General features: G+C 68.0%; 17 protein-coding genes. 5 read left to right on the top strand and 12 right to left on the bottom strand.

What is annotated here, in order from left to right:
* Positions 1-17 precede the first annotated feature (17 nt).
* The 3 genes from MUU56_RS19810 to MUU56_RS19800 all read left to right on the top strand — a co-directional run bounded on the left by MUU56_RS19810 (position 18) and on the right by MUU56_RS19800 (position 2,983).
* Positions 18-1,001 carry an ABC transporter permease subunit gene (locus MUU56_RS19810; RefSeq protein WP_244769009.1) on the top strand — a complete coding sequence of 328 codons (984 nt, stop codon included), beginning with the start codon at positions 18-20 and terminating at the stop codon, positions 999-1,001.
* A gap of 65 nt (positions 1,002-1,066) precedes the next feature.
* Positions 1,067-2,005, top strand: coding sequence for an ABC transporter substrate-binding protein (locus MUU56_RS19805; protein ID WP_244769008.1), 939 nt, complete (start codon positions 1,067-1,069; stop codon positions 2,003-2,005).
* An 81-nt stretch (positions 2,006-2,086) separates the two neighbouring features.
* Positions 2,087-2,983: a sugar phosphate isomerase/epimerase family protein gene (locus MUU56_RS19800; RefSeq protein WP_244769007.1), complete on the top strand. Its 897-nt coding sequence runs from the start codon at positions 2,087-2,089 to the stop codon at positions 2,981-2,983.
* A 35-nt stretch (positions 2,984-3,018) separates the two neighbouring features.
* On the opposite strand, the gene MUU56_RS19795 is transcribed toward MUU56_RS19800, so the two are convergent.
* The 6 genes from MUU56_RS19795 to MUU56_RS19770 all read right to left on the bottom strand — a co-directional run bounded on the left by MUU56_RS19795 (position 3,019) and on the right by MUU56_RS19770 (position 9,839).
* Positions 3,019-3,876, bottom strand: coding sequence for an ABC transporter permease (locus MUU56_RS19795; protein ID WP_244769006.1), 858 nt, complete (start codon positions 3,874-3,876; stop codon positions 3,019-3,021).
* 2 nt (positions 3,877-3,878) lie between these two features.
* On the bottom strand, positions 3,879-4,748 hold the full coding sequence (locus MUU56_RS19790; RefSeq protein ID WP_244769005.1) for an ABC transporter permease: 870 nt from the start codon (positions 4,746-4,748) through the stop codon (positions 3,879-3,881).
* Between the two features lie 5 nt (positions 4,749-4,753).
* Complete coding sequence (locus tag MUU56_RS19785; RefSeq protein ID WP_244769004.1) at positions 4,754-5,827, bottom strand: ABC transporter ATP-binding protein; 1,074 nt, start codon at positions 5,825-5,827, stop codon at positions 4,754-4,756.
* Positions 5,828-5,909: 82 nt separating this feature from the next.
* Positions 5,910-6,986 (bottom strand): extracellular solute-binding protein, encoded by a 1,077-nt coding sequence (locus tag MUU56_RS19780; RefSeq protein WP_244769003.1) that lies wholly within the window; start codon positions 6,984-6,986, stop codon positions 5,910-5,912.
* A 173-nt stretch (positions 6,987-7,159) separates the two neighbouring features.
* On the bottom strand, positions 7,160-8,656 hold the full coding sequence (locus MUU56_RS19775) for an aldehyde dehydrogenase family protein (protein WP_244769002.1): 1,497 nt from the start codon (positions 8,654-8,656) through the stop codon (positions 7,160-7,162).
* Between the two features lies 1 nt (position 8,657).
* Complete coding sequence (locus MUU56_RS19770; RefSeq protein WP_244769001.1) at positions 8,658-9,839, bottom strand: mandelate racemase/muconate lactonizing enzyme family protein; 1,182 nt, start codon at positions 9,837-9,839, stop codon at positions 8,658-8,660.
* A gap of 82 nt (positions 9,840-9,921) precedes the next feature.
* Here MUU56_RS19770 and pdxR point away from each other — a divergent pair, with 82 nt between their 5' ends.
* On the top strand, positions 9,922-11,442 hold the full coding sequence (gene pdxR / locus MUU56_RS19765; RefSeq protein ID WP_244769000.1) for a MocR-like pyridoxine biosynthesis transcription factor PdxR: 1,521 nt from the start codon (positions 9,922-9,924) through the stop codon (positions 11,440-11,442).
* 14 nt (positions 11,443-11,456) lie between these two features.
* On the opposite strand, the gene MUU56_RS19760 is transcribed toward pdxR, so the two are convergent.
* From MUU56_RS19760 to MUU56_RS19750, 3 genes are all read right to left on the bottom strand, one after another.
* Complete coding sequence (locus MUU56_RS19760) at positions 11,457-13,073, bottom strand: GMC family oxidoreductase (protein ID WP_244768999.1); 1,617 nt, start codon at positions 13,071-13,073, stop codon at positions 11,457-11,459.
* A 228-nt stretch (positions 13,074-13,301) separates the two neighbouring features.
* Complete coding sequence (locus MUU56_RS19755; protein WP_244768998.1) at positions 13,302-13,583, bottom strand: chaperone modulator CbpM; 282 nt, start codon at positions 13,581-13,583, stop codon at positions 13,302-13,304.
* A 2-nt stretch (positions 13,584-13,585) separates the two neighbouring features.
* Positions 13,586-14,482 carry a DnaJ C-terminal domain-containing protein gene (locus MUU56_RS19750; protein WP_244768997.1) on the bottom strand — a complete coding sequence of 299 codons (897 nt, stop codon included), beginning with the start codon at positions 14,480-14,482 and terminating at the stop codon, positions 13,586-13,588.
* A gap of 573 nt (positions 14,483-15,055) precedes the next feature.
* On the opposite strand from MUU56_RS19750, the gene MUU56_RS19745 reads away from it, so the two are divergent.
* Positions 15,056-15,304: a hypothetical protein gene (locus MUU56_RS19745; RefSeq protein WP_244768996.1), complete on the top strand. Its 249-nt coding sequence runs from the start codon at positions 15,056-15,058 to the stop codon at positions 15,302-15,304.
* Between the two features lie 69 nt (positions 15,305-15,373).
* On the opposite strand, the gene repC is transcribed toward MUU56_RS19745, so the two are convergent.
* From repC to repA, 3 genes are all read right to left on the bottom strand, one after another.
* On the bottom strand, positions 15,374-16,597 hold the full coding sequence (gene repC / locus MUU56_RS19740) for a plasmid replication protein RepC (protein WP_244768995.1): 1,224 nt from the start codon (positions 16,595-16,597) through the stop codon (positions 15,374-15,376).
* Positions 16,598-16,858: 261 nt separating this feature from the next.
* Positions 16,859-17,923 carry a plasmid partitioning protein RepB gene (gene repB, locus MUU56_RS19735; protein ID WP_244769146.1) on the bottom strand — a complete coding sequence of 355 codons (1,065 nt, stop codon included), beginning with the start codon at positions 17,921-17,923 and terminating at the stop codon, positions 16,859-16,861.
* Positions 17,923-19,176: a plasmid partitioning protein RepA gene (repA, locus tag MUU56_RS19730; RefSeq protein WP_398432613.1), complete on the bottom strand. Its 1,254-nt coding sequence runs from the start codon at positions 19,174-19,176 to the stop codon at positions 17,923-17,925. The genes repB and repA overlap by 1 nt, the downstream gene beginning before the upstream one ends.
* Between the last annotated feature and the right edge of the window lie 146 nt (positions 19,177-19,322).

Raw genomic sequence — 19,322 nt, 5'->3', positions numbered from 1 at the left:
GGGAACGGGACGGAACCATGGCTGCAAGCGAAACCGAAGACGCCCGGATGGACAGGCTGAAGCTGCGCTCGACGCTGACGGCGCTCGGCATGCTGCCGGTGCTCGTGCTGCTGGCGATCGGCTTCCATCTGCTCTCCGGGCGCTTCCTGTCGGTCAACAACCTGTCGATCGTCATGCAGCAGGCCTCGATCAACACGGTGCTGGCCGCCGGCATGACCTTCGTCATCCTGACCGGCGGCATCGACCTTTCCGTCGGCTCGATCCTTGCCGCCTCGGCGATGATCGCGGTCATCGTCTCGCTGGTGCCGGACCTCGGCATGCTGGGCATTCCGGCGGCGATCGCCGCGGGCCTTGCCTGCGGCTTCCTCAACGGCGCCATCATCGCCTGGCTGAAGCTGCCGCCCTTCATCGTGACGCTCGGCTCGCTGACGGCGATCCGCGGCGTGGCGCGCCTGCTCGGCAACGACACGACGGTGTTCAACCCGGACCTGCCCTTCGACTTCATCGGCAACGGCACGCTGTTCGGCGTGCCGTGGCTCGCCGTCATCGCCATCGCGACCATCCTCGTCTCCTGGTTCATCCTCAAGCGTACCGTGCTCGGCACCTGGATCTACGCCGTCGGCGGCAATGCGGAGGCCGCCCGGCTCACCGGCATCAAGGTGCCGCTGGTGCTGCTCTTCGTCTATTCGATGTCGGGCCTGCTCTCCGGCCTCGGCGGGGCCATGTCGGCGGCCCGGCTCTATGCGGCCAACGGCCTGCAGCTCGGCCAGGCCTACGAGCTCGACGCCATCGCGGCGGTCATCCTCGGCGGCACCAGCTTCGTCGGCGGCGTCGGCTCCATCTGGGGCACGCTGATCGGCGCCCTCATCATCGCCGTGCTGTCCAACGGCCTCATCCTCGTCGGGGTCTCCGACATCTGGCAGTACATCATCAAGGGCCTCGTCATCATCGTCGCCGTCGGCCTCGATCGCTACAGGCTCAAGGGCATTAGCCGGACCTGAGCCCGGCTGAACGAACCGGTCGTCACCGGAAACAACGGCGCAAAACGCCACCAAAGGAGGAAAACATGCGTCTTATGCCAAAGTTGCTCGTCGGCACCGCACTGGCCGCCGCGCTCGCCATGCCCGCAGCCGCCAAGGACCTCAACAAGATCGGCATCTCGGTCGGCCTGCTCGGCAACCCGTTCTTCGTCGCCACCATCAAGGGCATCGAGGACCGCGCCAAGGAGATCAACCCGAATGTCGAGGTGATCTCCGTCTCGGCCGACTATGACCTCAACAAGCAGGTCTCCCAGGTCGACAGCTTCATCGCCGCCGGCGTCGACATCATCATGCTGAACGCCGTCGACGCGAAGGCCATCGCCCCCGCCGTGAAGAAGGCGCAGGCCGCCGGCGTCGTCGTCGCCGCCTTCGACGTGTCGGCGCCCGGCGCCGACGTCACCGTCATGACCAACAACGTCAAGGCGGGTGAAGAAGCCTGCAACTACATCGCCGACAAGCTCGGCGGCAAGGGCGACGTCGTCATCATCAACGGCCCGGCCTCCTCCTCGATCCTCGAGCGGGTGCAAGGCTGCAAGGAGGCGCTCGGCAAGCATGCCGACATCAAGATCCTCTCCGACGACCAGAACGGCCAGGGCTCGCGCGACGGCGGCCTTGCCGTGATGCAGGGCCTGCTCACCCGCTTCGACAAGATCGACGCCGTCTTCGCCATCAACGACCCGACGGCGATCGGCGCCGAGCTCGCCGCCAAGCAGCTGAACCGCAGCGAATTCTTCTTCACCGCGGTCGACGGCGCGCCGGACATCGAGACCTCGCTCGCCAGCGGCAATTCCATGATCAAGGCCTCCGCCTCGCAGGATCCCTATGTCATGGCCGGCCAGGCGCTGCAGCTCGGCGTCGAGGTGCTGAAGGGCAACAAGCCGGCCGAGCCCGTCGTGCTGCTCGACCCGCAGCTCATCACGGCCGAAAACGTCAAGGACTACAAGGGCTGGACCGCAGCCCGCTAAACACGCCTCCCAGACGGCCGGGCGCCGATAGCGCGCCCGGCCGGATCTTCGTTTCCTCCATCGTCAGAAAGCGGCCGGGCCATGTCGAAAATCGGTGTCCATTCCTTCGTCTGGAGCGCGGGCTCCTCGCGCGGCGAACTCGAAACGGCGCTCGATAACACGCAGCGGCTCGGCTACAGGCTCATCGAATTCTCCTATCTCGATCCCGCGCAGGTCGATGTGAAATGGCTTGCCGGCCGTATCAGGGAACGCGGCCTCGACGTCGCCATCAGCATGGGCCTGCCGCCGGAGGGCGACATTTCCAGCGCCGACCCGGCGATCGTCGCCCATGGCGTCGACATCCTCGACCGGGCCGTGGCGCTGGTGCGCGACCTCGGCGGCACGAAGCTCGCCGGCATCCTCAGCTCCGCCCACGGCAAGCAGGAGCACAGCCTGTCGAGAAAGGGCTGGGACACCAGCGTTGCCGCGCTCTCCAAGGTGGCGGACCGGGCCAGGGCGGCCGGCGTCACGCTCAATCTCGAAATCGTCAACCGCTTCGAGAGCAACATGCTGAACACCGCCGCGCAGGGCATGGCCTATATCCGCGACACCGGCGCCTCGAACGTCTTCCTGCACCTCGACACGTTCCACATGAACATCGAGGAGGCCGATGTGGGCCTTGCCATCCGCCACGCGGCCGGCAAGATCGGCTACCTGCATGTCGGCGAGAGCCATCGCGGCTATCTCGGCACCGGCACGATCGACTTTCCGGCGATCTTCGATGCGCTCGTCGCCATCGGCTGGGACGACTATGTCACCTTCGAATCCTTCTCCACGACGATCGTCGACAAGGACCTTTCTCTAAAGACGGCGATCTGGCGCAATCTGTGGGACGACAATGTCGCGCTCGCCCGCCACGCCCACCGCTTCATCGAACTCGGCCTGGAAACGGCGCGGCTCAAGCAGGCGCTCGTCCGCGAGGCGCACCTGCCCGCCTGAAAACGAGGCCGGGTCCCGGCAAGCCGGGGCGCGGCTCACTCCTTGCCGCGCTGCACCACGACGCTCAGCAGCGCCAGCGCCCCCGAGCCCACCATCAGGAAGAACGAGACGGCGTTCAGCACCGGCGTCGAGCCGACCTTCACCATGCGGTCGTACATGGTGATGGTCAGCGGCGCGTCGGAGCCGACCAGCATCAGCGTCGTGTTGAAGTTCTCGAAGGAGACGAGGAAGGCGACGACGAAGGCGGAGAAGAGCGCGGGCATCAGATAGGGCAGCGTCACCGTCGCCAGCACGCGCAGCCGCGTCGCGCCGAGATTGAGCGCGGCCTCCTCCAGCGAGATGTCGAACTTGCGCAGGCGCGCGGCGATGACCAGCGAGGTGATGGTCGTCAGAAACGAGAACTGGCCGAGGATGACGAGGAAGAGGCCCGGGCGCAGGAAATCCCATTCGATGCCGAAGGTCTCCTCGAGCCCGTTGGCGATCATGCTGGCGAAGACGAGGATCGAGATGCCGAGGATGACGCCGGGAATGACCAGCGGCACGATCATCAGGATGTAGAAGAAGCTCTTGCCGGGAAACTGCTTGCGCTCGAAGAGGAAGGCGTTGCAGGTGCCGGCCGCGACGGCGAGCGCCGAGACGATGACGCCGATATAGAGCGAATTCTCAAGGCCGCGCAGCAGGCGCCGGTCGTGGAACATGCCGATCTTCGGCTCGGTGCTGCTGAAGAACCAGTCGAGCGTGAAGCCGTTCCACGGCAGCGCCGGGAACATGGAATCGTTGAAGGCGAACATGCCGGCGGCAAAGAGCGGGGCGGCGAGATACAACAGGAACGCCAGCATGTAGCCGCGGTAGAGCCATTGCAGGAAGGGCGATTGCGGGGCCGCGACGTTCATGGTCAGTCCTTTGCGACGGTGGAGGCGAGGCTCTGGCCGGTGAGCCGCAGGCCGAGCCAGACGACGAACGAGGTGAAGACGAGCAGCAGCACGCCGAAGGTCGCCCCCGATTCCCAGTTGTAGCGCGTCACGAACTGTTCGTAGATCTGCTCGGTGAACCACATGCTGTTCTTGCCGCCGAGCAGGATGGGCGTGAGGTAGCTGCCCGCCGTCAGCATGAAGACGATGATGCAGCCGGCGACGATGCCCGGCATGGCATAGGGCACGACGATGCGGCGGAACACGGTGAAGCGGCTGCCGCCGAGATTGTAGCCCGCCTCGATCAGCGAATTGTCCATGCCGTCGAGCGTGGAGACGAGCGGCACGATCATGAAGAGCACCACCGTGTAGACGAGGCCCATGACGACGGTGGCGTCGTTGTAGAGCAGTTCGACCGGGCCGCCGACGAGGCCGATCTTCTGGAGGAAGGTCGAGACGAGGCCGGTCTCGCGCAGGATGACGATCCAGCCGAAGGCCCGCACGAGGTCGCTCACCCAGAGCGGGATGAGGCACATCAGGAAGAGCGCGGCGCGCGCGCGGCGCCGGGCGATCTTGGCGATGTAGTAGGCGACGGGAAAACCGACGGCGAGCGCCATGGCGGTGACGAGGATCGACATCCAGGCCGTGCGCAGCAGCGTGTTCCAGTAGATCGGCTCGGAGAGGAAGGCGATATAGTTCGCAAAGCCGAAGGTGTATTCGCCCGGCCCCACCTTCTCGCGCAGCGAGATATAGCCGATGCCGAGCTGCGGCAGGATGATCAGCAGCGCGATCCACAGCGCGAAGGGGGCGAAGAGCAGGATGAGCGAGAGTTTTCCGATATCGGTGCGCGCCATCGCCCTCACCCCGCAACGGAAAAGGCGCGGCCGTGGCTCCGGCTCCAGCCGATGGCGACCGTCTCGCCCGGCGCGATCTTGACCGAACCGTCCATCACCGCCTGGCCGACCTCGACGAGGTGGCCGTTCGCCATGCGCACGAGGATGCGGCTGCTCGCACCGTTGAACAGCAGGCTCTCGACGGTGCCCTCCAGCCCGTTCCCGCTGCCGGCGCCGATCGAGATGACCTCCGGGCGCACGAAGAGCTCGACCGGCCCGCCGGCCGCGATGCGCTCGTCCCCGGCGAGCGCGATCGCCTCGCCGCCGCCGTCGATCGCCACGCGCACCTTGCCGTCCGAAACCGAGAGCGCCCGGCCGGGCCAGCGGTTGCTGTCGCCGACGAAGCCGGCGACGAAGCCGGTCTTCGGATTGTTGTAGAGGTCCTGCGGCGCGCCGATCTGCTCGAACCGGCCGGCATTCATGACCGCGACATTGTCGGACATCAGCAGCGCTTCCGACTGGTCGTGGGTGATGTAGAGGAAGGTCGTCTCGAACTGGTGCTGCAGCTGCTTCAGCTCGATCTTCATGCGCTCGCGCAGCTTGAGGTCGAGCGCGCCGAGCGGTTCGTCGAGCAGCAGCACGTCCGGCTCCAGCACCATGCAGCGGGCGATGGCGATGCGCTGCTTCTGGCCGCCGGAGAGCTGGGAGACCTGCTTTTCCGCCGCGCCGGGCAGGCCGACGCGGTCGAGCACCCTCGCCACCTTGCGGGCGATGTCGGCCCTGTTCTCGCCGCGGCAGCGCAGGCCGTAGGCGATGTTCTCGCCGACATTCATCATCGGGAAGAGCGCGAGATGCTGGAACACCATCTTGACGGGGCGCTTGTTCGGCGGCGTCGAAAGCACCGACCGGCCCTTGATGCGGATGTCGCCGCCCGTCGGCGTCTCGAAGCCGGCGATCATGCGCATCAGCGTGGTCTTGCCGCAGCCGGAGGGGCCGAGAATGGAGAAGAAGGACCCGCGCGGGACAGCGAAGGATACGCTGTCGACGGCGGTATAGGCGCCGAACCGCTTGCTCAGGCTTTCGCATTGAAGATCGTGCATGGAGTGCTCGTTGCTCGCGGCCATCGGGAAAAACAGCCGGCCAAGGGCGCCCTCGGCCGGCCGGAACTGCCTTGGGAGGCGATCAGTTGGACGTCGCGGCCTTGATGCGCTCCAGCGCCTTGCCTTCCATGTCCTCGAGCCCCGCCGGAATATTGGCGAAGAACTTGAGGTTGGTGAGGTCCTGCTCGTCGAAGGCGGCCTTGACGGCGGCCTGCTTGTCGTCCGGCAAGAGGTCGATGCCGTTGCTGACGGCGGCGATGGCGCCGGTGGAATCCGACATCAGCTTGACGATCTCGGGCTTCATGACGAAGTTGATCCACTTGTAGGCGGCATCGTCCGCCTCGCCCTTGCGCGGGATGACGAAGGTGTCGATCCAGGCGAGCGCGCCGGTTTCCGGCGGCACGTAGACGAGGTTCTTGTTCTGGCCGTAGAGCTTGAAGGCCGTGGAATCCCAGGCCTCCGAGACGACGACCTCGCCCGACAGCAGGAGCGTCGAAAGGTCGTCGCCGCCGTTCCAGTAGGTCTTGACGTTGTCCTTGCAGGCGATCAGCTTTTCCGTCACCTCGTCGAGCATCGTCTGGTAGGCCGCCTTGTCGCCATAGAGCGCGAACGGGTCCTTGCCGAGCGAGAAGGCCGTGCCGAGCAGGATGGTGCGGCGCAGGCGCATCGAGGTGCGGCCCTTGTATTCCGGATTGCAGAGGTCGCCCCAGCCCTTGACGTTCGGCGCCTTGGAAATGTCGGCGACGATGCCGGACGTGCCCCACTGGTGCGGCACGGCGTAGAGCGCGCCGTCGATCGTCGCATTGGCCTTCACGCCGTCGAGCAGGTTCGGCGCCAGGTTCGCCGTCTCGATCTTCGAGAGGTCGAGCGGCTTGTAGATGTTGTATTCCTGCTGGGCCGCGAAGATGCGGTCATGGCTCGGCTGGGCGAGGTCGTAGCCCGCGCCGCCGGTCGCCCGGAGCTTCGCGACCATCTCCTCGTTGTTGGACAGCGTCACCTCGACGGTGATGTCGGGGTTCGCCTCCTCGAAGAGCTTGATGACGTTGTCCGGCGCATAGCCGCCCCAGGTGAGCAGGCGCAGGGTCTCGGCCTGTGCCGCATTGCCTGCCATGAACAGGGCAAGCGCCGTCGTCGCGGCGAGCGCGAATGTCGTTTTCATGCTGTTCTCCTCTTCCGTTTGGCTGTTGCAAGTCGCCGTTTTTCCGGCGTTCTTCCCCATGGAGGGCCATCTCGCTCCCGTCGATGACGCTCTATTCCCGATTTCTAGCCGCTGGCATCAAAGGACGAGATTGGCTTCCCCGAAAGGTCCATTATCTCCTTGCCGTAAGACCATTATGACGATCCGCCGATCTTCGCCGTCAGGCTTTTCGTGCGTGTGTAGCTGCGCAGCGCGGCAAAGCCCTTCTCGCGGCCGAAGCCGGACAGCTTGTTGCCGCCGAAGGGCACCTCGATGCCGCCGGCGAAATATTCGTTGATGTAGACCTGGCCGGCGTCGATATCGCGCGCCATGCGGTGGGCGCGGCCGAAATCGCCTGTGTAGATGCCGGCGACGAGGCCGAAATCGGTGCCGTTCGCCACCGCCACGGCCTCCTCCTCGCCGTCGACGACCTGCACGGAGAGGACGGGGCCGAAAATCTCCTCCTGGATGACGGGATCGTCCGCCTTTACCGCGTCGAGGATCGTCGGCTGGAAGAACCAGCCGGCGCCGCTCTGCGGGTCCGTCGCCCGCTCGCCGCCGGCGGCAATGGTGACGCCGCGCGCGCGGGCACCCTCGACATAGCCGGCCACCTTGTCGAGATGCGCGGCGGAGGAGAGCGCGCCGACCTGCGGGCGGCGCAGGCCATGGCCGAGCCTGAGGCCGGCCGCGCGCCCGGCAAGGCGTCCGACCAGCTCGGCATGCACCCCGCGCTCGACGACGAGGCGCGAGCCCGCCGAGCAGATCTGCCCGGCATTCTCGTAGATCGCGCCGAGCACGCCCTCCACGGCGGCGTCCATGTCCGCATCGGCCATGACGATGACCGGCGACTTGCCGCCGAGTTCGAGCACGACGCTGGCGACATGCGCGGCGGCCGACTGCATCACGCGGATGCCCGTCGGCACGGAGCCGGTGAAGGTGACGTGGCGGACATCCGGATGGGCGACCAGCGGCCCGCCGGCCTCCGCGCCCGTGCCGGTGACGACGTTGCAGACGCCGGCGGGAAGGCCGGCGCGGGCGAGGATGCCGGCGAGCATCAGCGCCGTCAGCGGCGTCTGCTCGGCGGGCTTGGCGACCACGGTGCAGCCGGCGGCGAGCGCCGGCGCGATGCTGCGGGCGGCCGTCGAGAGCGGATAGTTCCAGGGAATGACATGGGCGGTGACGCCGGCCGGCTCCTCGATGGAATAGCCGATATGGTCGGCGCCGAGCGGGAAGGTGTCGCCCTGGATCTTGTCGGCCGCGCCGGCGTAGTAGTCGAAGCAGCGCGCCGCGCCCGCGACATCGCCCTCCGCCTCCTGCAGCGCCTTGCCGCTGTCGAGGCTTTCCACCACGGCAAGCCGCGCCGCCTCCGCCCGGATGAGTTCGGCGGCGCGCGACAGGATCGCGCCGCGGGCGCTCGCCCTGGTGCGGCCCCAGGCGCGCTGGGCGCGGCGGGCGGCGGCGACCGCCCGGTCCACGTCGCTGCCGTCACCGGCGGCGAAGGCATGGTAGGGGCGGGCGGAGCCGGGATCGAAGGTCTCCATCGTGCGCCCGCCCGAAGCCGCGACGAAGGCGCCGTCGATGAAATGCCCGGTGGGCAGGCCGGAAAGCGTGCCGCTGGCGAAATACTCGCCGACGAGGGTCTCGGTGTTCATCTCAGTTCGCCTCGCTCATCTGGTAGCTGGAGCGCGCCAGCCATTCCGGATCGATCTCCACGCCCCAGCCGGGCTCCTCGCCCACCGTCGCCCTGCCGCCGACGATGGCATAGGGCGACGAGCGGAAGAGGCCGTCCTGCCAGGGATAGTAGTCCTCGCCCTCGATGGAGAATTCGAGATACTTGCCGCCGTTCGGGATGGCGCGCAGCAGGTGCATGGTGAAGAGCGTCACCATAGAGAGGTTGGCGGCGTGCGGCGTCACCGGCAGGCCGGCGGCCGCGGCCATGCGCACCACGCGCAGCGTCCGGCTGATGCCGCCGAGATAGCAGATGTCCGGCTGCACGATGTCGACGGCGCGCATCTCGATCATGCGCCGCCAGGTGGCGAGGTCGCAGTCCTGCTCGCCGCCGGTGACGTCGATGTCGAGCGCCTCGGTCACCTGCCGCGTCTGTTCGAGCTCCCAGTAGGGGCAGGGCTCCTCGTAGTGCACGAGGCCGTTGTCCTGCATGATCCTGCCGACCTCGATGGCGCGGGCCGGGGAATAGCAGGAATTGGCGTCGGCCAGGAGATCGGCCTCCGCGCCGACGGCCCGGGCGATCGCCGGGATGATCTCCTCCGTCCGGCCCGGCCATTCGTCCCGGTCGCGCCCGCATTCCGCGCCGACGCGGAACTTGAAGGCGTCGAAGCCGTATTCGCCGCGCAGGCGCCTGAAGCGCTCGGCCTCGTCGGCCGGCGTGATGTCGCGCTTCATCGAGGAGGCATAGGCGCGCAGCGGGCCGGCCGAGCCGCCGAGCAGCGCCGCGACGGGCTTTTCCGCCAGCTTGCCGCGCAGGTCCCAGATCGCCGTGTCGAGGCCGCAGAAGGCGCGGCAGAGATAGGAGCCCGGGAACTTGTGCTCGCGCTCGAAGATGCGGTCGAGATGATCGTCGAGATCGGCGATCTCGGCGCCGACCGTATAGGGCGCGACCTGGCGGTGCAGCACCTCGGATGTGATGTCGGCATTGTAGGTCGAGACCTGGCCCCAGCCGGTCGCGCCGGTCTCGTCGGTGATGCGGACGAAGCCGACATGGCGGTTGCAGAAGGTCTCGATGCGCTTGATCTTCATGGCGGTCCGGTCTGTCTGGTGGGCGAAGGCGCCTTGGGCGGATAGACCCTTGACGCCGCGAACTGGTCCGACAATCATCGGAAAATATTCGGGCGAGAAGGTCCACTTTGCTTTTCGTAGCGGACCATTATTGCGGCGGGACGACAGGCCGGAGGGCGAGATGGTAAAATATCCGGGCGGCGCGCTGCTGCCCACGCTGCAGTTCGACCGCGGTTCGCGCACGCCCATCAGCGCCCAGCTCTCTTCGGCGCTGCGCGACATGATCCTTTCGGGAAAGCTGCAGCCGGGCGAGCGCCTGCCCTCCAGCCGCACGCTGGCGAAGGACCACGGCGTCTCGCGCACCACGGCGATCAGCGTCTACGAGCAGCTTGCCGCCGAGGGGCTGCTCCGCTCCAGCATCGGCGCCGGCGCCTATGTCACGGACACGCTGCGCGACGGCCGGCCGGCCGCGGTCCCGGCAAGCCCGGCCGGAGACGAGATCCGCAGCCCGCCGCGCCTTGCCCAGCTCAGCGCGGACGCCTCCGAGCACTATTTTCCCCGCCTCGCCCATCCGGAGAACCCGCGCCCCTTCATCACCGGCATCCCGGCCTTCGACGAATTCCCGATGGCGCTGTGGGCGAGCATGGTCGCGCGCTACTGGCGCCAGCCGCGCAACCTCCTGCTCGGCTATCCGCCGGCCGAGGGGCTGATGGAGCTGCGCCGGGCCGTGGCGATGCATCTGCGCGCCAACCGGGGCATCACCTGCGAGCCGGAACAGGTCTTCATCTTCAACGGCGCGCAGGACGCCTTCAACCGCATCGGCAACACCCTGCTCGACCCCGGCGATGCCGTCTGGATCGAGAATCCCGGCGCGATCGGCGCGCGCAACAGCCTGATCTCGTCCGGCGCGCGGCTGGTGCCGCTCGGCATCGACGAGGAGGGCATCAACGTCGCCGAGGGGCTGGAGGTGGCGCCGGATTTCCGCCTCGCCTTCGTGACGCCGGCCCACCAGCATCCGCTCGGCGTGACGATGAGCCTGCAGCGCCGCTTCGAGCTGCTGCGCGCCGCCGAACGGGCCGGCGCCTGGATCATCGAGGACGACTATGTCGGCGAGTTCCACTATGCCGGCCATCCGCCGCCGACGCTGAAGAGCGTCGATACGTCCGGCCGCGTCATCTATGTCGGCAGTTTCTCGAAGACGCTGTTCGCGGCGCTGCGCCTCGGCTATGTCGTCGCGCCGCCGGGCCTGGTCGACGTCTTCTACCGCATCGCCGGGGCGACCCTGCAGGGCTCGCCCGCCAGCCTGCAATCGGTCGTCGCCAGCTTCATCGAATGCGGGCATTTCGCCAGCCATATCCGCCGCATGCGGCGCGTCTACGCCGAACGGCTGGAGGCGCTGCTCGACGGGGCGGCGCGCCACATGGCGGGCCTCCTGGAGGTCGCGCCCACCGAAACGGGCTTCCACACGATCGGCCGCCTGGCGGAGGGCCTTGACGAATTTGCCGTCGCCCGTCGCGCGGCCGAGCGCAACGTGCTCGTCTCGCCGATCGGCCGCTTCGCCATCACGCCGGTGCGCCAGCGCGGCCTCGTCCTCGGCTTCAGCTCCGCCCCGCCGCGCATGATCGCAGGCGCGGCGCAAACGCTCGGCGCGGTCCTGAAGGACATGCGCAAGGCGGAAGGCCGCAGCCGCATCGGCGCCTGAACCGCGCCCGCGCCTCAGCGCGCATCGGCAAGGATGAGGTCGGCTCCCTTTTCGCCCACCATGATGGTCGGTGCGTTGAGGTTTCCCGCGGTGATGCGCGGGAAGACCGAGGCATCAACGACGCGCAGCGCCTCCAGCCCGTGGACGCGCAGGCGCGGATCGACCACGGCCGCCGCCGCATCCGGCCCCATGGCGCAGGTGCCGCAGGGATGGAACACCGAGCCGGAGCGCGCGCGGATGTCGGCGATCAGCGCCTCGTCGTCAAGAATCCCGGCACCCGGGCGAATCTCCTCCTCGATGATCTCGCGCATCGGGCCGGTCCGCGAAAGGCGCCGCAGGAAATGCGCGGCCTCCAATAGCTCCTGCACGTCCTCTTCCGTCGAAAGGTAGTTCGGCTGGATTTCCGGCGCGGCGAAGGGATCGGCGGAGCGGATGGCGAGCTGCCCGCGGCTCGTCGGGTGGCAATTGGACACGCCGACGAGGAAGCCGGGAAAGGGATCCGGGCTCATCAGCGCCCGCCGGCCGGGAAGGGCGCGGGTATAGCTGACGGGGGAGAAATAGAGCTGCATGTTCGGGCGCGTGCGCTCCGGGCCGGTGCGGAAGAAGCCGCCGCCCTGGTTCACGCTGAGCGAGAGCGGGCCGCCCCGCGTCAGCACATAGCGCAGCCCCACCCGCAGCCGCCCCCACCAGGGCCGCAGCACGTCGTTGAGCGTCGGCTGGCGGCTCCTGTAGAGATGGTCGAAGCCGATATGGTCCTGCAGGTTGCGCCCGACCGACGGCGCAGCATGCACGACATCGATGCCGTGGCGCTTCAGGAGGTCCGGATCGCCGACGCCGGAAAGCTGGAGCAGCTGGGGCGTGTTGACCGCGCCGGCCGACAGGATGACCGCGCGCCGCGCGCGGACCTGGCGGGTCTCTCCGCCCTGCCGGTATTCGACGCCGACCGCCCGCTTGCCGTCGAACAGCACGCGCGTCGCCTGCGCGGCCGTGATCACGCGCAGGTTCGCCCGCCTGCGGGCGGGGGCGAGATAGGCGGTCGCCGCCGAGCAGCGGAAGCCGTTGCGCGTCGTGATCTGGTAGATGCCGATGCCCTCCTGCGTCGCGCCGTTGAAATCCGGATTGCGCGGCAGGCCGGCCTCGACGCCGCCGGCAAGATAGTTCCGGCAGAGCGGGTGCACGACATCCTCGATATTGGTGACGGTCAGCGGCCCGCCCTTGCCGCGCCATTCATCGGCGCCGGCGGCATTGTCCTCCATGCGCCGGAACAGCGGCAGCACGTCCTGATAGCCCCATCCCGGATTGCCGAGCGCGCGCCAGCCGTCGAAATCCTCGGCCTGCCCGCGGATGAACACCATGGCGTTGATCGAACTGGATCCGCCGACCACCTTGCCGCGCGGCCAGTAGGACTGGCGGCCGTCGAAGCCCGGCACCGGCTCCGTCAGGTACTTCCAGTTCAGCGTCCGGTGATAGAAGGCCTTGCCGTAGCCGATCGGCATGCGCACCCAGAAGTTCAGGTCGCTGCCGCCGGCCTCCAGCAGCGCCACGCGGTGGCGCCCGCCGTCGGAAAGGCGGTTCGCCAGCACGCAGCCCGCCGAGCCCGCGCCGACGATCACATAGTCGAATTCATCCATCTGCCGATCCACTCCCCGTGCCTCGGCCCTTCCTATCGCGGACCGGACCGCGGGGCAGCGTCCATTTCGATCAGATCGACAGACCAGTCCGCCCTGCATCCGCCGGATGGAGACGCAAGGCCCTGCCTGAAGTCGCGCGGGGCCGGATGTCAAATCCGGTCGGGGCAGCGCGCCTGTCCCGGGTGGGTTCGATTCCCGCTCCCCTCCGTCAGCCGCGGCTGCGCGCCGTCAGTCCCTAGTCTCGCCGACGTGCCTTCGCAGGGCGTCGAGCGCCTGGCGCATGCCGTGCAGCTGGTCCATCAGGTGCAGGATGACGTCGATGCCGGCATCGTTCGCGCCGAGGCCCGCGCGCAGCTCCAGGATCAGACGTGCCCGGGCGATGTCGATCTCCCGGAACCGCGGGCCCGACGGCGTCTGCTCGGGCACCAGCCATTCCTGCGCGATCCACACGTCCACAACCTGCCCCTTCAGCCCGGCGCTCTCCAGGAACGCCTCCTTGCTCATCGCCATGATCAGGCCTCCTCACGCGGATTGAACGCCTGCCCCTTCGCCCAGCCGGCCACGAAGGCCTCCAGCGCCGGGTCCGGCGGGCTCGGCAGAACCACCTTCAGACGCACCAGCTGGTCGCCGAAGCCCCCGCCCCGGCGCGGCGCCCCCTTGCCCTTCAGCCGCAGCGTCGTGCCCGTGTTCGAGCCCTTCGGAACCGTCATCGTCACCGCGCCCGTGGCCGTCGGAACCCGCACCCGGCCGCCCAGAACCGCCTCGCCCAGCGAGACCGGCAGCTCGAGCGTGATGTCGTCGCCCTCCCGCGTGAAGCGCGGATCGGCCAGCACCTCCACCTCGATCAGCGCATCGCCCGCCCCGCCGCCGCCCGGCGCCCCCTTGCCCTTCAGCCGGATCACCTGGCCGCTGACCAGGCCCGGCGGGATCTTCACGTCCAGCGTGCCGCCGTCCGGCAGCGTGATGCGCCGCGTCGCCCCGGCAATGGAATCGGCAAAGGCGATCTCCAACCGGTAGTGCAGGTCCGCGCCGCGCCGGTTCGCCCGCCCCTTCTGGCTGCGGCGCAGGAGGTCGGCGAAGATGTCGTCGCCGTCCATGAAGTCGGCATAGGCCGAGGCATCCGCATAGGGATGGTCCGCCGGCCCGCCGGCATAGTCGCGGTAATAGCCCTGGCGCGGCGGGCGCTCGGCGCCGGCGGCGTCGATCTCGCCCGCGTCGAAGCGCTTGCGCTTGTCCGCATCGCCCAAAAGGTCATAGGCCGCGGCGACCTCCTTGAACTTGTCCTCCGCTGCCTTGTCGCCCGGATTGAGGTCCGGGTGCAGCTTCTTGGCAAGCTTGCGATACGCACTCTGGATCTCGGCCGCCGTCGCGCCGGGCGAAACGCCGAGAACATCATAGGGACTTGTCACGACCGGCTCCAAATGCGGGTTGAACTTGCCCTCTATATTGGTCCGCAACGCGCCGCCCGCAACATACGGGATCTGCGGCCCCGTCTTTTTTCAGGAAGGCCGCCCCGCCACCGCCGACCTGCCCGTCGCGTCCGCAAAGCCCCCATGCCGAACGTTCCGGCACCGGCAGTCCGAAGCCCCATCCGGACAGTCCGTGTCTGCGAAGCGATCGATGCAGAGGACGGTGCGCGCAAATCCAGCCGTGGCCGCTTCCGGCCAGGCGTACCGAGTAGTGCGCTTTTCATTATAAAAGCGAGAGATTCCGCACGGCTCGTCCAAACCCAATAAGAGCGGATAACGTTGCCTTATCCTTCATTGGCAGGAACAGCCAGGCAAAGCGCGGAATGCCGCGGGAAGCGGCCTTGGCTGCCGTCTTCGGGCCGGCGTCGGTTTGCGCAATCCCGGAAGCCATGTTTGCCCAAACAGATTACCGTTCCGTTGACGCGCAACCGCCGCTGCCCGGCAGGAGGCCTTGCTTTCGAAAGGCGGCGGCCGATCGTTGATCGGCGCGCAAAAGCGCTATATCCCGGCAGGATGCGCACCCTGGGTCTCCTGCTCCTGTCCGCCATCCTCGCCTTCGTCGCCAGCCTGGTCGTCGCGGGGCTGTTTCTTCCCGTCTATGGCCTCTTCGAGGGCGATCCGCACAACTGCCTGAAGGACGGGATCGGGCAATGCGCGTCCCTCGTCGTCCTGAGCGCGCTGATCTATGGGCCCCTGTTCACCATCGTCGGCACCGTGGTCGGCACACCTGTCGTCATGACGATCCTCGCCTGGCGCGCATGACCGCCTCGGGCCGAGGCTGGCAACGGGCATCCGGATGCCTTTCCGCGATCCGAGGAAAGGCAAACTGCTCTAGATGCGCCTGCCCTCCCCCCGTTCCAGCGCCTGCAGCATCGGATAGATGCTGAACGCCCCGCGGCCGGCCTTTTCCGTGAGATCGCGCAGGTATCCGCCGGGCGAGCGGATCGCCTCGCCGCGTTGCAGGAGGGCGGCGATCACCACCGCGGCCGCCTGCTCGCCCATCGCCGCCTTGGCCTTCCGCCAGGCATCGGGCGAAATGCCCAGCATGGCGCGCACGAGATCGGCCGCCGCCAGGAGATCGGCCCAGCTCGTCACCCCGTCCCGCCCGTAATCGGCGATATCCGGGCAAAGCCTGATCAGCCGGTCGAGGCTGATCGCCATCTTCTGCTCCGGCGCGGGCCTTGCCGCGTTCACGGCCTTCGCCGTTTGAGTTTCTCGGCCGCAGGATTCAAGATTCTGGTCTGTGTTTGAATTCTGTATATGCTGCTCAGTCTGAAGGTCACTGCCGCTCATTTCTTCTTCCGAAAGGCTTGAGAGATAAGCGTTTTCCACCTCGGCCCGAAGGCGCTGCAAGGCCGTGCGCCGATCCGTGAGGAGACCCAGGGCGGCGCGGCGGCCGAGCCCGGCGGCAAGCGCCGCCAGGCGCGCGGAATAATCGAGCCAGTCGCCGCCCCTGCCCTCCTCCAGGGCCGTGGCGATGATCTTGGCGATGTCGCGCTGGTGCAGCGTCACCTCGCCGCGCAGGGCCCGCTGTGCCCGGTCCTCCGCCCGGACGGCCTCCGCCGCCTCGAAGATCTCGCCGGCCCGCAGCGCCAGCGGCGCGAGGTCGAAGCCGAAGGCATCCTCCAGCCCGCCCGTCTCGTCGCGGCGGCAGAAGCGCTTGCCGTTGGCGCTGTCGCGGCGGAAGATCAGGCCGGCCTCGACGAGCGCCGCAAGATGGCGCCGGATCGTCGCCGGGGCCATGCCGCGCGCGCGCAGCGAAAGCTCGCGATTGGAGGGAAAGACGATGATCGGCGCCGTGCCGTCGAGCTCGCGCTCGCTGGCGAAGGAGACGAGCGCCTCCAGCACGCTGATCGTGCGGTCGCCGATGCCGTAGGCCCGCCGGGCCTCCGTCACGGCGCGCATGAGCTGCCACTTGTCGGCCCGCCCGCCGTCATTGCCGCCCGCGCCGGCGCGCAGCTTCTCCTGCCGCTCGGCCGCCGCGCGCTGCCTCAGGAAAAGGCGCGCGCTCATCCGTCCGCCGCCGAAAGGCGTCGTTGCAATCTGCTCCATCATTGTCGGGTCCCCTTTTCCGAGGCAAGGAGGTCCCGTCAACGCCGGCCATCAGGCAGACGAAGTTCTTCGTTTCGCGCGGCACCTCGGCCGGACGACTCTTGACTTTGACTGTCGGAAGTGATTCTCTCGAATTGCTACATAGAAGAGGGCTTCCGAAATGGTGACGTTTTGGGGGCCTTTTTTCTTGTCTCCGCGTTTCCTTTCGCTGGTTTCTCAGGTCTTTGCCGGCCGCTCACACGGCCGAATCAGGTGGCTTTCCGCTCAGTCCCTCTGCGCCTTTTCGGCAAGAAAGACCGCATAATCCTCCCGCAGGCGGCCCGTCAGCGCCGCAATGAAGGCCGGATCGACATCCTTCGCGAAGGAAAGGCGCACCGCCTTGCCCTTCCGCTCGAGCTTGGCGAGCAGCGCGCCGTCGGCCCGCACGATCTCCTCGGCCGCCGGCGCCGCCTTCCGCGCCGGGCGCAGCAGCCGGTCGAACAGCATCTGGAAGCGCTCGTCGCTCGCCGCCGCCGCAAAGCGCTGCGAGGTCGTCTCGTCGTCCGCCTTCTCGATCTCCGCCCCGTTGCCGGCCGAAAACAGCGCGCCGAGCGCCATCCAGCGCTCGCGCCCCGCCTTCGGCGCCGGGCCGATGGCGTAGATGAAGCGCAGCGGCACGGCCTCGGCCACCTGGAGCAGCCGCGACAGCTCGCTCTTCTGCACCGCCAGCGCATCGCCGACGAGCCGGCGCTCGAAGCCGCGCGCGACCAGCGTATGGGCAAAGAGCGCGCGCTCGATGAAGCTGAGATTGCGCCGCTCGGCATTCTCCTTGCCCTGGGCGAGCACCAGCTCGTCGTCGGTGAGCGGCCGCACGATCGCCTTGACCTTGACGCCGAGGCGGCGGGCCGCCTTCAGGCGGCGGTGACCGTAGGCAACCTGGTAGCGCCCCTCCCCTGCCCCGTCCGCCGCCGGGCGCACGAGGATCGGCACCTGCTGGCCGTTCGCGCGCATGCTCTCGACGAGCGCGAGGAAGTCCGGATCGTCGCGCTCCTCGTCGGAGAGCCGGTCGCTGACGAAGGAGGCGTCGATCGAGCCGGTGTCGAGCGCGACGATGCGCTCGCCCTCCTCCAGGGCCTGGCGCAGCGCGCGCGCCTCCTCCGCCTCGCGGGTGATGGAGGAGAGCGTCAGGCCCATCGCCTTCACGGCGCCGGAGGCGGCGCGACCCGGCGGGCTGGGCGTCTCGGCGGACGGCGGCAGCGACTTCGTCTCGGGCGCCCGCTCGGTTCCGGCCGGCAGGATGTCCCCGCCGAACAGCGCCTTGATCGAATTCTTGCGGTCGCGGCCGGTCATCATGCGCGTCCCCATGCGGTGTGGACGAGCTGGGCGATCTCGCTGTTGACGGCTTCCAGCGAATCCATCGCCCGGTCGTACGTTCCGCGGGAGAAATTCTCGCGGCCGACCTCGTAGAGCGTCTGCTTGGTGAGGCCGGCATCGGAGACGGCGGTGGATTTCAGCATGGTCGATGTCAGCACGCGGTTGCCGAAGAGCGAGCGCAGGAAGCCGACGATCTGCGCCTGCGGCCCGTCATGCGGCTCGTAGCGGGTGACGAGGTAGCGCAGGAAATCGAAGTTCAGCTGGCCGCCCGCCTCGCGCACCACGCCGAGCAGGTCCGAGGTCATGAACAGGAACTGGCTCATCGAGGCGACGTCGAGCATCTGCGGATGCACGGTGACGATGACCGAGGTGGAGGCGCACAGCGCCGACAGCGTCAGGTAGCCGAGCTGCGGCGGGCAGTCGATGACGACGACGTCGTAGTCGTCGGCGACCGAGGCGAGCGCCGCCTGCACGCGGGTGAAGAACAGGCCGTGCGCCTCCCCTGCCCGCCGCTCGGCGAGCGCGCGCGGCGTCGCATGCTCGAATTCCTGCAGTTCCAGATTGCCCGGCACGAGGTCGAGATTGTGGAAATAGGTTTTTCGCACGATGGCGGACAAGAGGCGGGCCTCGCCGTCATAGCGGATCGCGCCGTAGATCGTGTCGTTGCCGGCAAGGTCGAGCTCCGGCTGGTAGCCGAAGAGCGCCGAGAGCGAGGCCTGCGGGTCGAGATCGATGGCCAGCACCCGGTGGCCGGTCATGGCGAGGTGCTGGGCGAGATGCACGGACGAGGTCGTCTTGCCGGAACCGCCCTTGAAATTGGTGACGGAGATGACCTGCAGGTGCTCGCCGCGCGCCGGATCGCGCCATTTCACATAGGAGCGGGCCTTTGCCGCATTGCCCTTGGCGCGCGCCTGCTCGGCGAGGTGATGGCGCAATGCGTCGATGTCGGCGAGCGAATACATGCGCCGCCCGCCCGGGCCGGTGGCGAGCTCCGGCCCCTCCCCCGCCAGCGAGATCTGCCTGAGGTAGCCGTCCGAGACGCCGATCAGCCGCGCCGCCTCGCCCGAGGTGAAGCTGCGCAGCGTCTTCTGCGAGGTCGGCGGGAACAGCCGGTCGCGCATGGCCTGGAGCTGCACGGAAAGCGCCTGCGCATCCTCCGCAATGGTTTCGTCGGCCGGGCGAAGCGTCGACATGGATTCTCCAAGGGCTGTGTGCGACGGCTTGGCCATCGGCAGTCTCCGTTCATTCCCCGATCCGAAGGGCCCTCATGCCCGGTGGATCGCCTTGCCTATACTCTCTCCGATTCTCCACCCCGGGGAAATGCGCGGGCGGGAAAATCTACAGAGGCTTCTGGCAGTTACGGCGAAAATCACAA

Source organism: Shinella yambaruensis, assembly GCF_022899355.1.
Taxonomy (GTDB): domain Bacteria; phylum Pseudomonadota; class Alphaproteobacteria; order Rhizobiales; family Rhizobiaceae; genus Shinella; species Shinella yambaruensis.
The sequence above is the reverse complement of the archived record's forward strand: the minus strand, read 5'-3'. Positions and strand labels throughout refer to the sequence as shown.

Bases quoted from the DNA above. Each gene is read 5' to 3' on its own strand.
- MUU56_RS19810 (WP_244769009.1), top strand. From the start codon at position 18: ATGGCTGCAAGCGAAACCGAAGACGCCCGGATGGACAGGCTGAAGCTG.
- MUU56_RS19805 (WP_244769008.1), top strand. From the start codon at position 1,067: ATGCGTCTTATGCCAAAGTTGCTCGTCGGCACCGCACTGGCCGCCGCG.
- MUU56_RS19800 (WP_244769007.1), top strand. From the start codon at position 2,087: ATGTCGAAAATCGGTGTCCATTCCTTCGTCTGGAGCGCGGGCTCCTCG.
- MUU56_RS19795 (WP_244769006.1), bottom strand. From the start codon at position 3,876: ATGAACGTCGCGGCCCCGCAATCGCCCTTCCTGCAATGGCTCTACCGC.
- MUU56_RS19790 (WP_244769005.1), bottom strand. From the start codon at position 4,748: ATGGCGCGCACCGATATCGGAAAACTCTCGCTCATCCTGCTCTTCGCC.
- MUU56_RS19785 (WP_244769004.1), bottom strand. From the start codon at position 5,827: ATGCACGATCTTCAATGCGAAAGCCTGAGCAAGCGGTTCGGCGCCTAT.
- MUU56_RS19780 (WP_244769003.1), bottom strand. From the start codon at position 6,986: ATGAAAACGACATTCGCGCTCGCCGCGACGACGGCGCTTGCCCTGTTC.
- MUU56_RS19775 (WP_244769002.1), bottom strand. From the start codon at position 8,656: ATGAACACCGAGACCCTCGTCGGCGAGTATTTCGCCAGCGGCACGCTT.
- MUU56_RS19770 (WP_244769001.1), bottom strand. From the start codon at position 9,839: ATGATTGTCGGACCAGTTCGCGGCGTCAAGGGTCTATCCGCCCAAGGC.
- pdxR (WP_244769000.1), top strand. From the start codon at position 9,922: ATGGTAAAATATCCGGGCGGCGCGCTGCTGCCCACGCTGCAGTTCGAC.
- MUU56_RS19760 (WP_244768999.1), bottom strand. From the start codon at position 13,073: ATGGATGAATTCGACTATGTGATCGTCGGCGCGGGCTCGGCGGGCTGC.
- MUU56_RS19755 (WP_244768998.1), bottom strand. From the start codon at position 13,583: ATGGCGATGAGCAAGGAGGCGTTCCTGGAGAGCGCCGGGCTGAAGGGG.
- MUU56_RS19745 (WP_244768996.1), top strand. From the start codon at position 15,056: ATGCGCACCCTGGGTCTCCTGCTCCTGTCCGCCATCCTCGCCTTCGTC.
- repC (WP_244768995.1), bottom strand. From the start codon at position 16,597: ATGATGGAGCAGATTGCAACGACGCCTTTCGGCGGCGGACGGATGAGC.
- repB (WP_244769146.1), bottom strand. From the start codon at position 17,923: ATGACCGGCCGCGACCGCAAGAATTCGATCAAGGCGCTGTTCGGCGGG.
- repA (WP_398432613.1), bottom strand. From the start codon at position 19,176: ATGGCCAAGCCGTCGCACACAGCCCTTGGAGAATCCATGTCGACGCTT.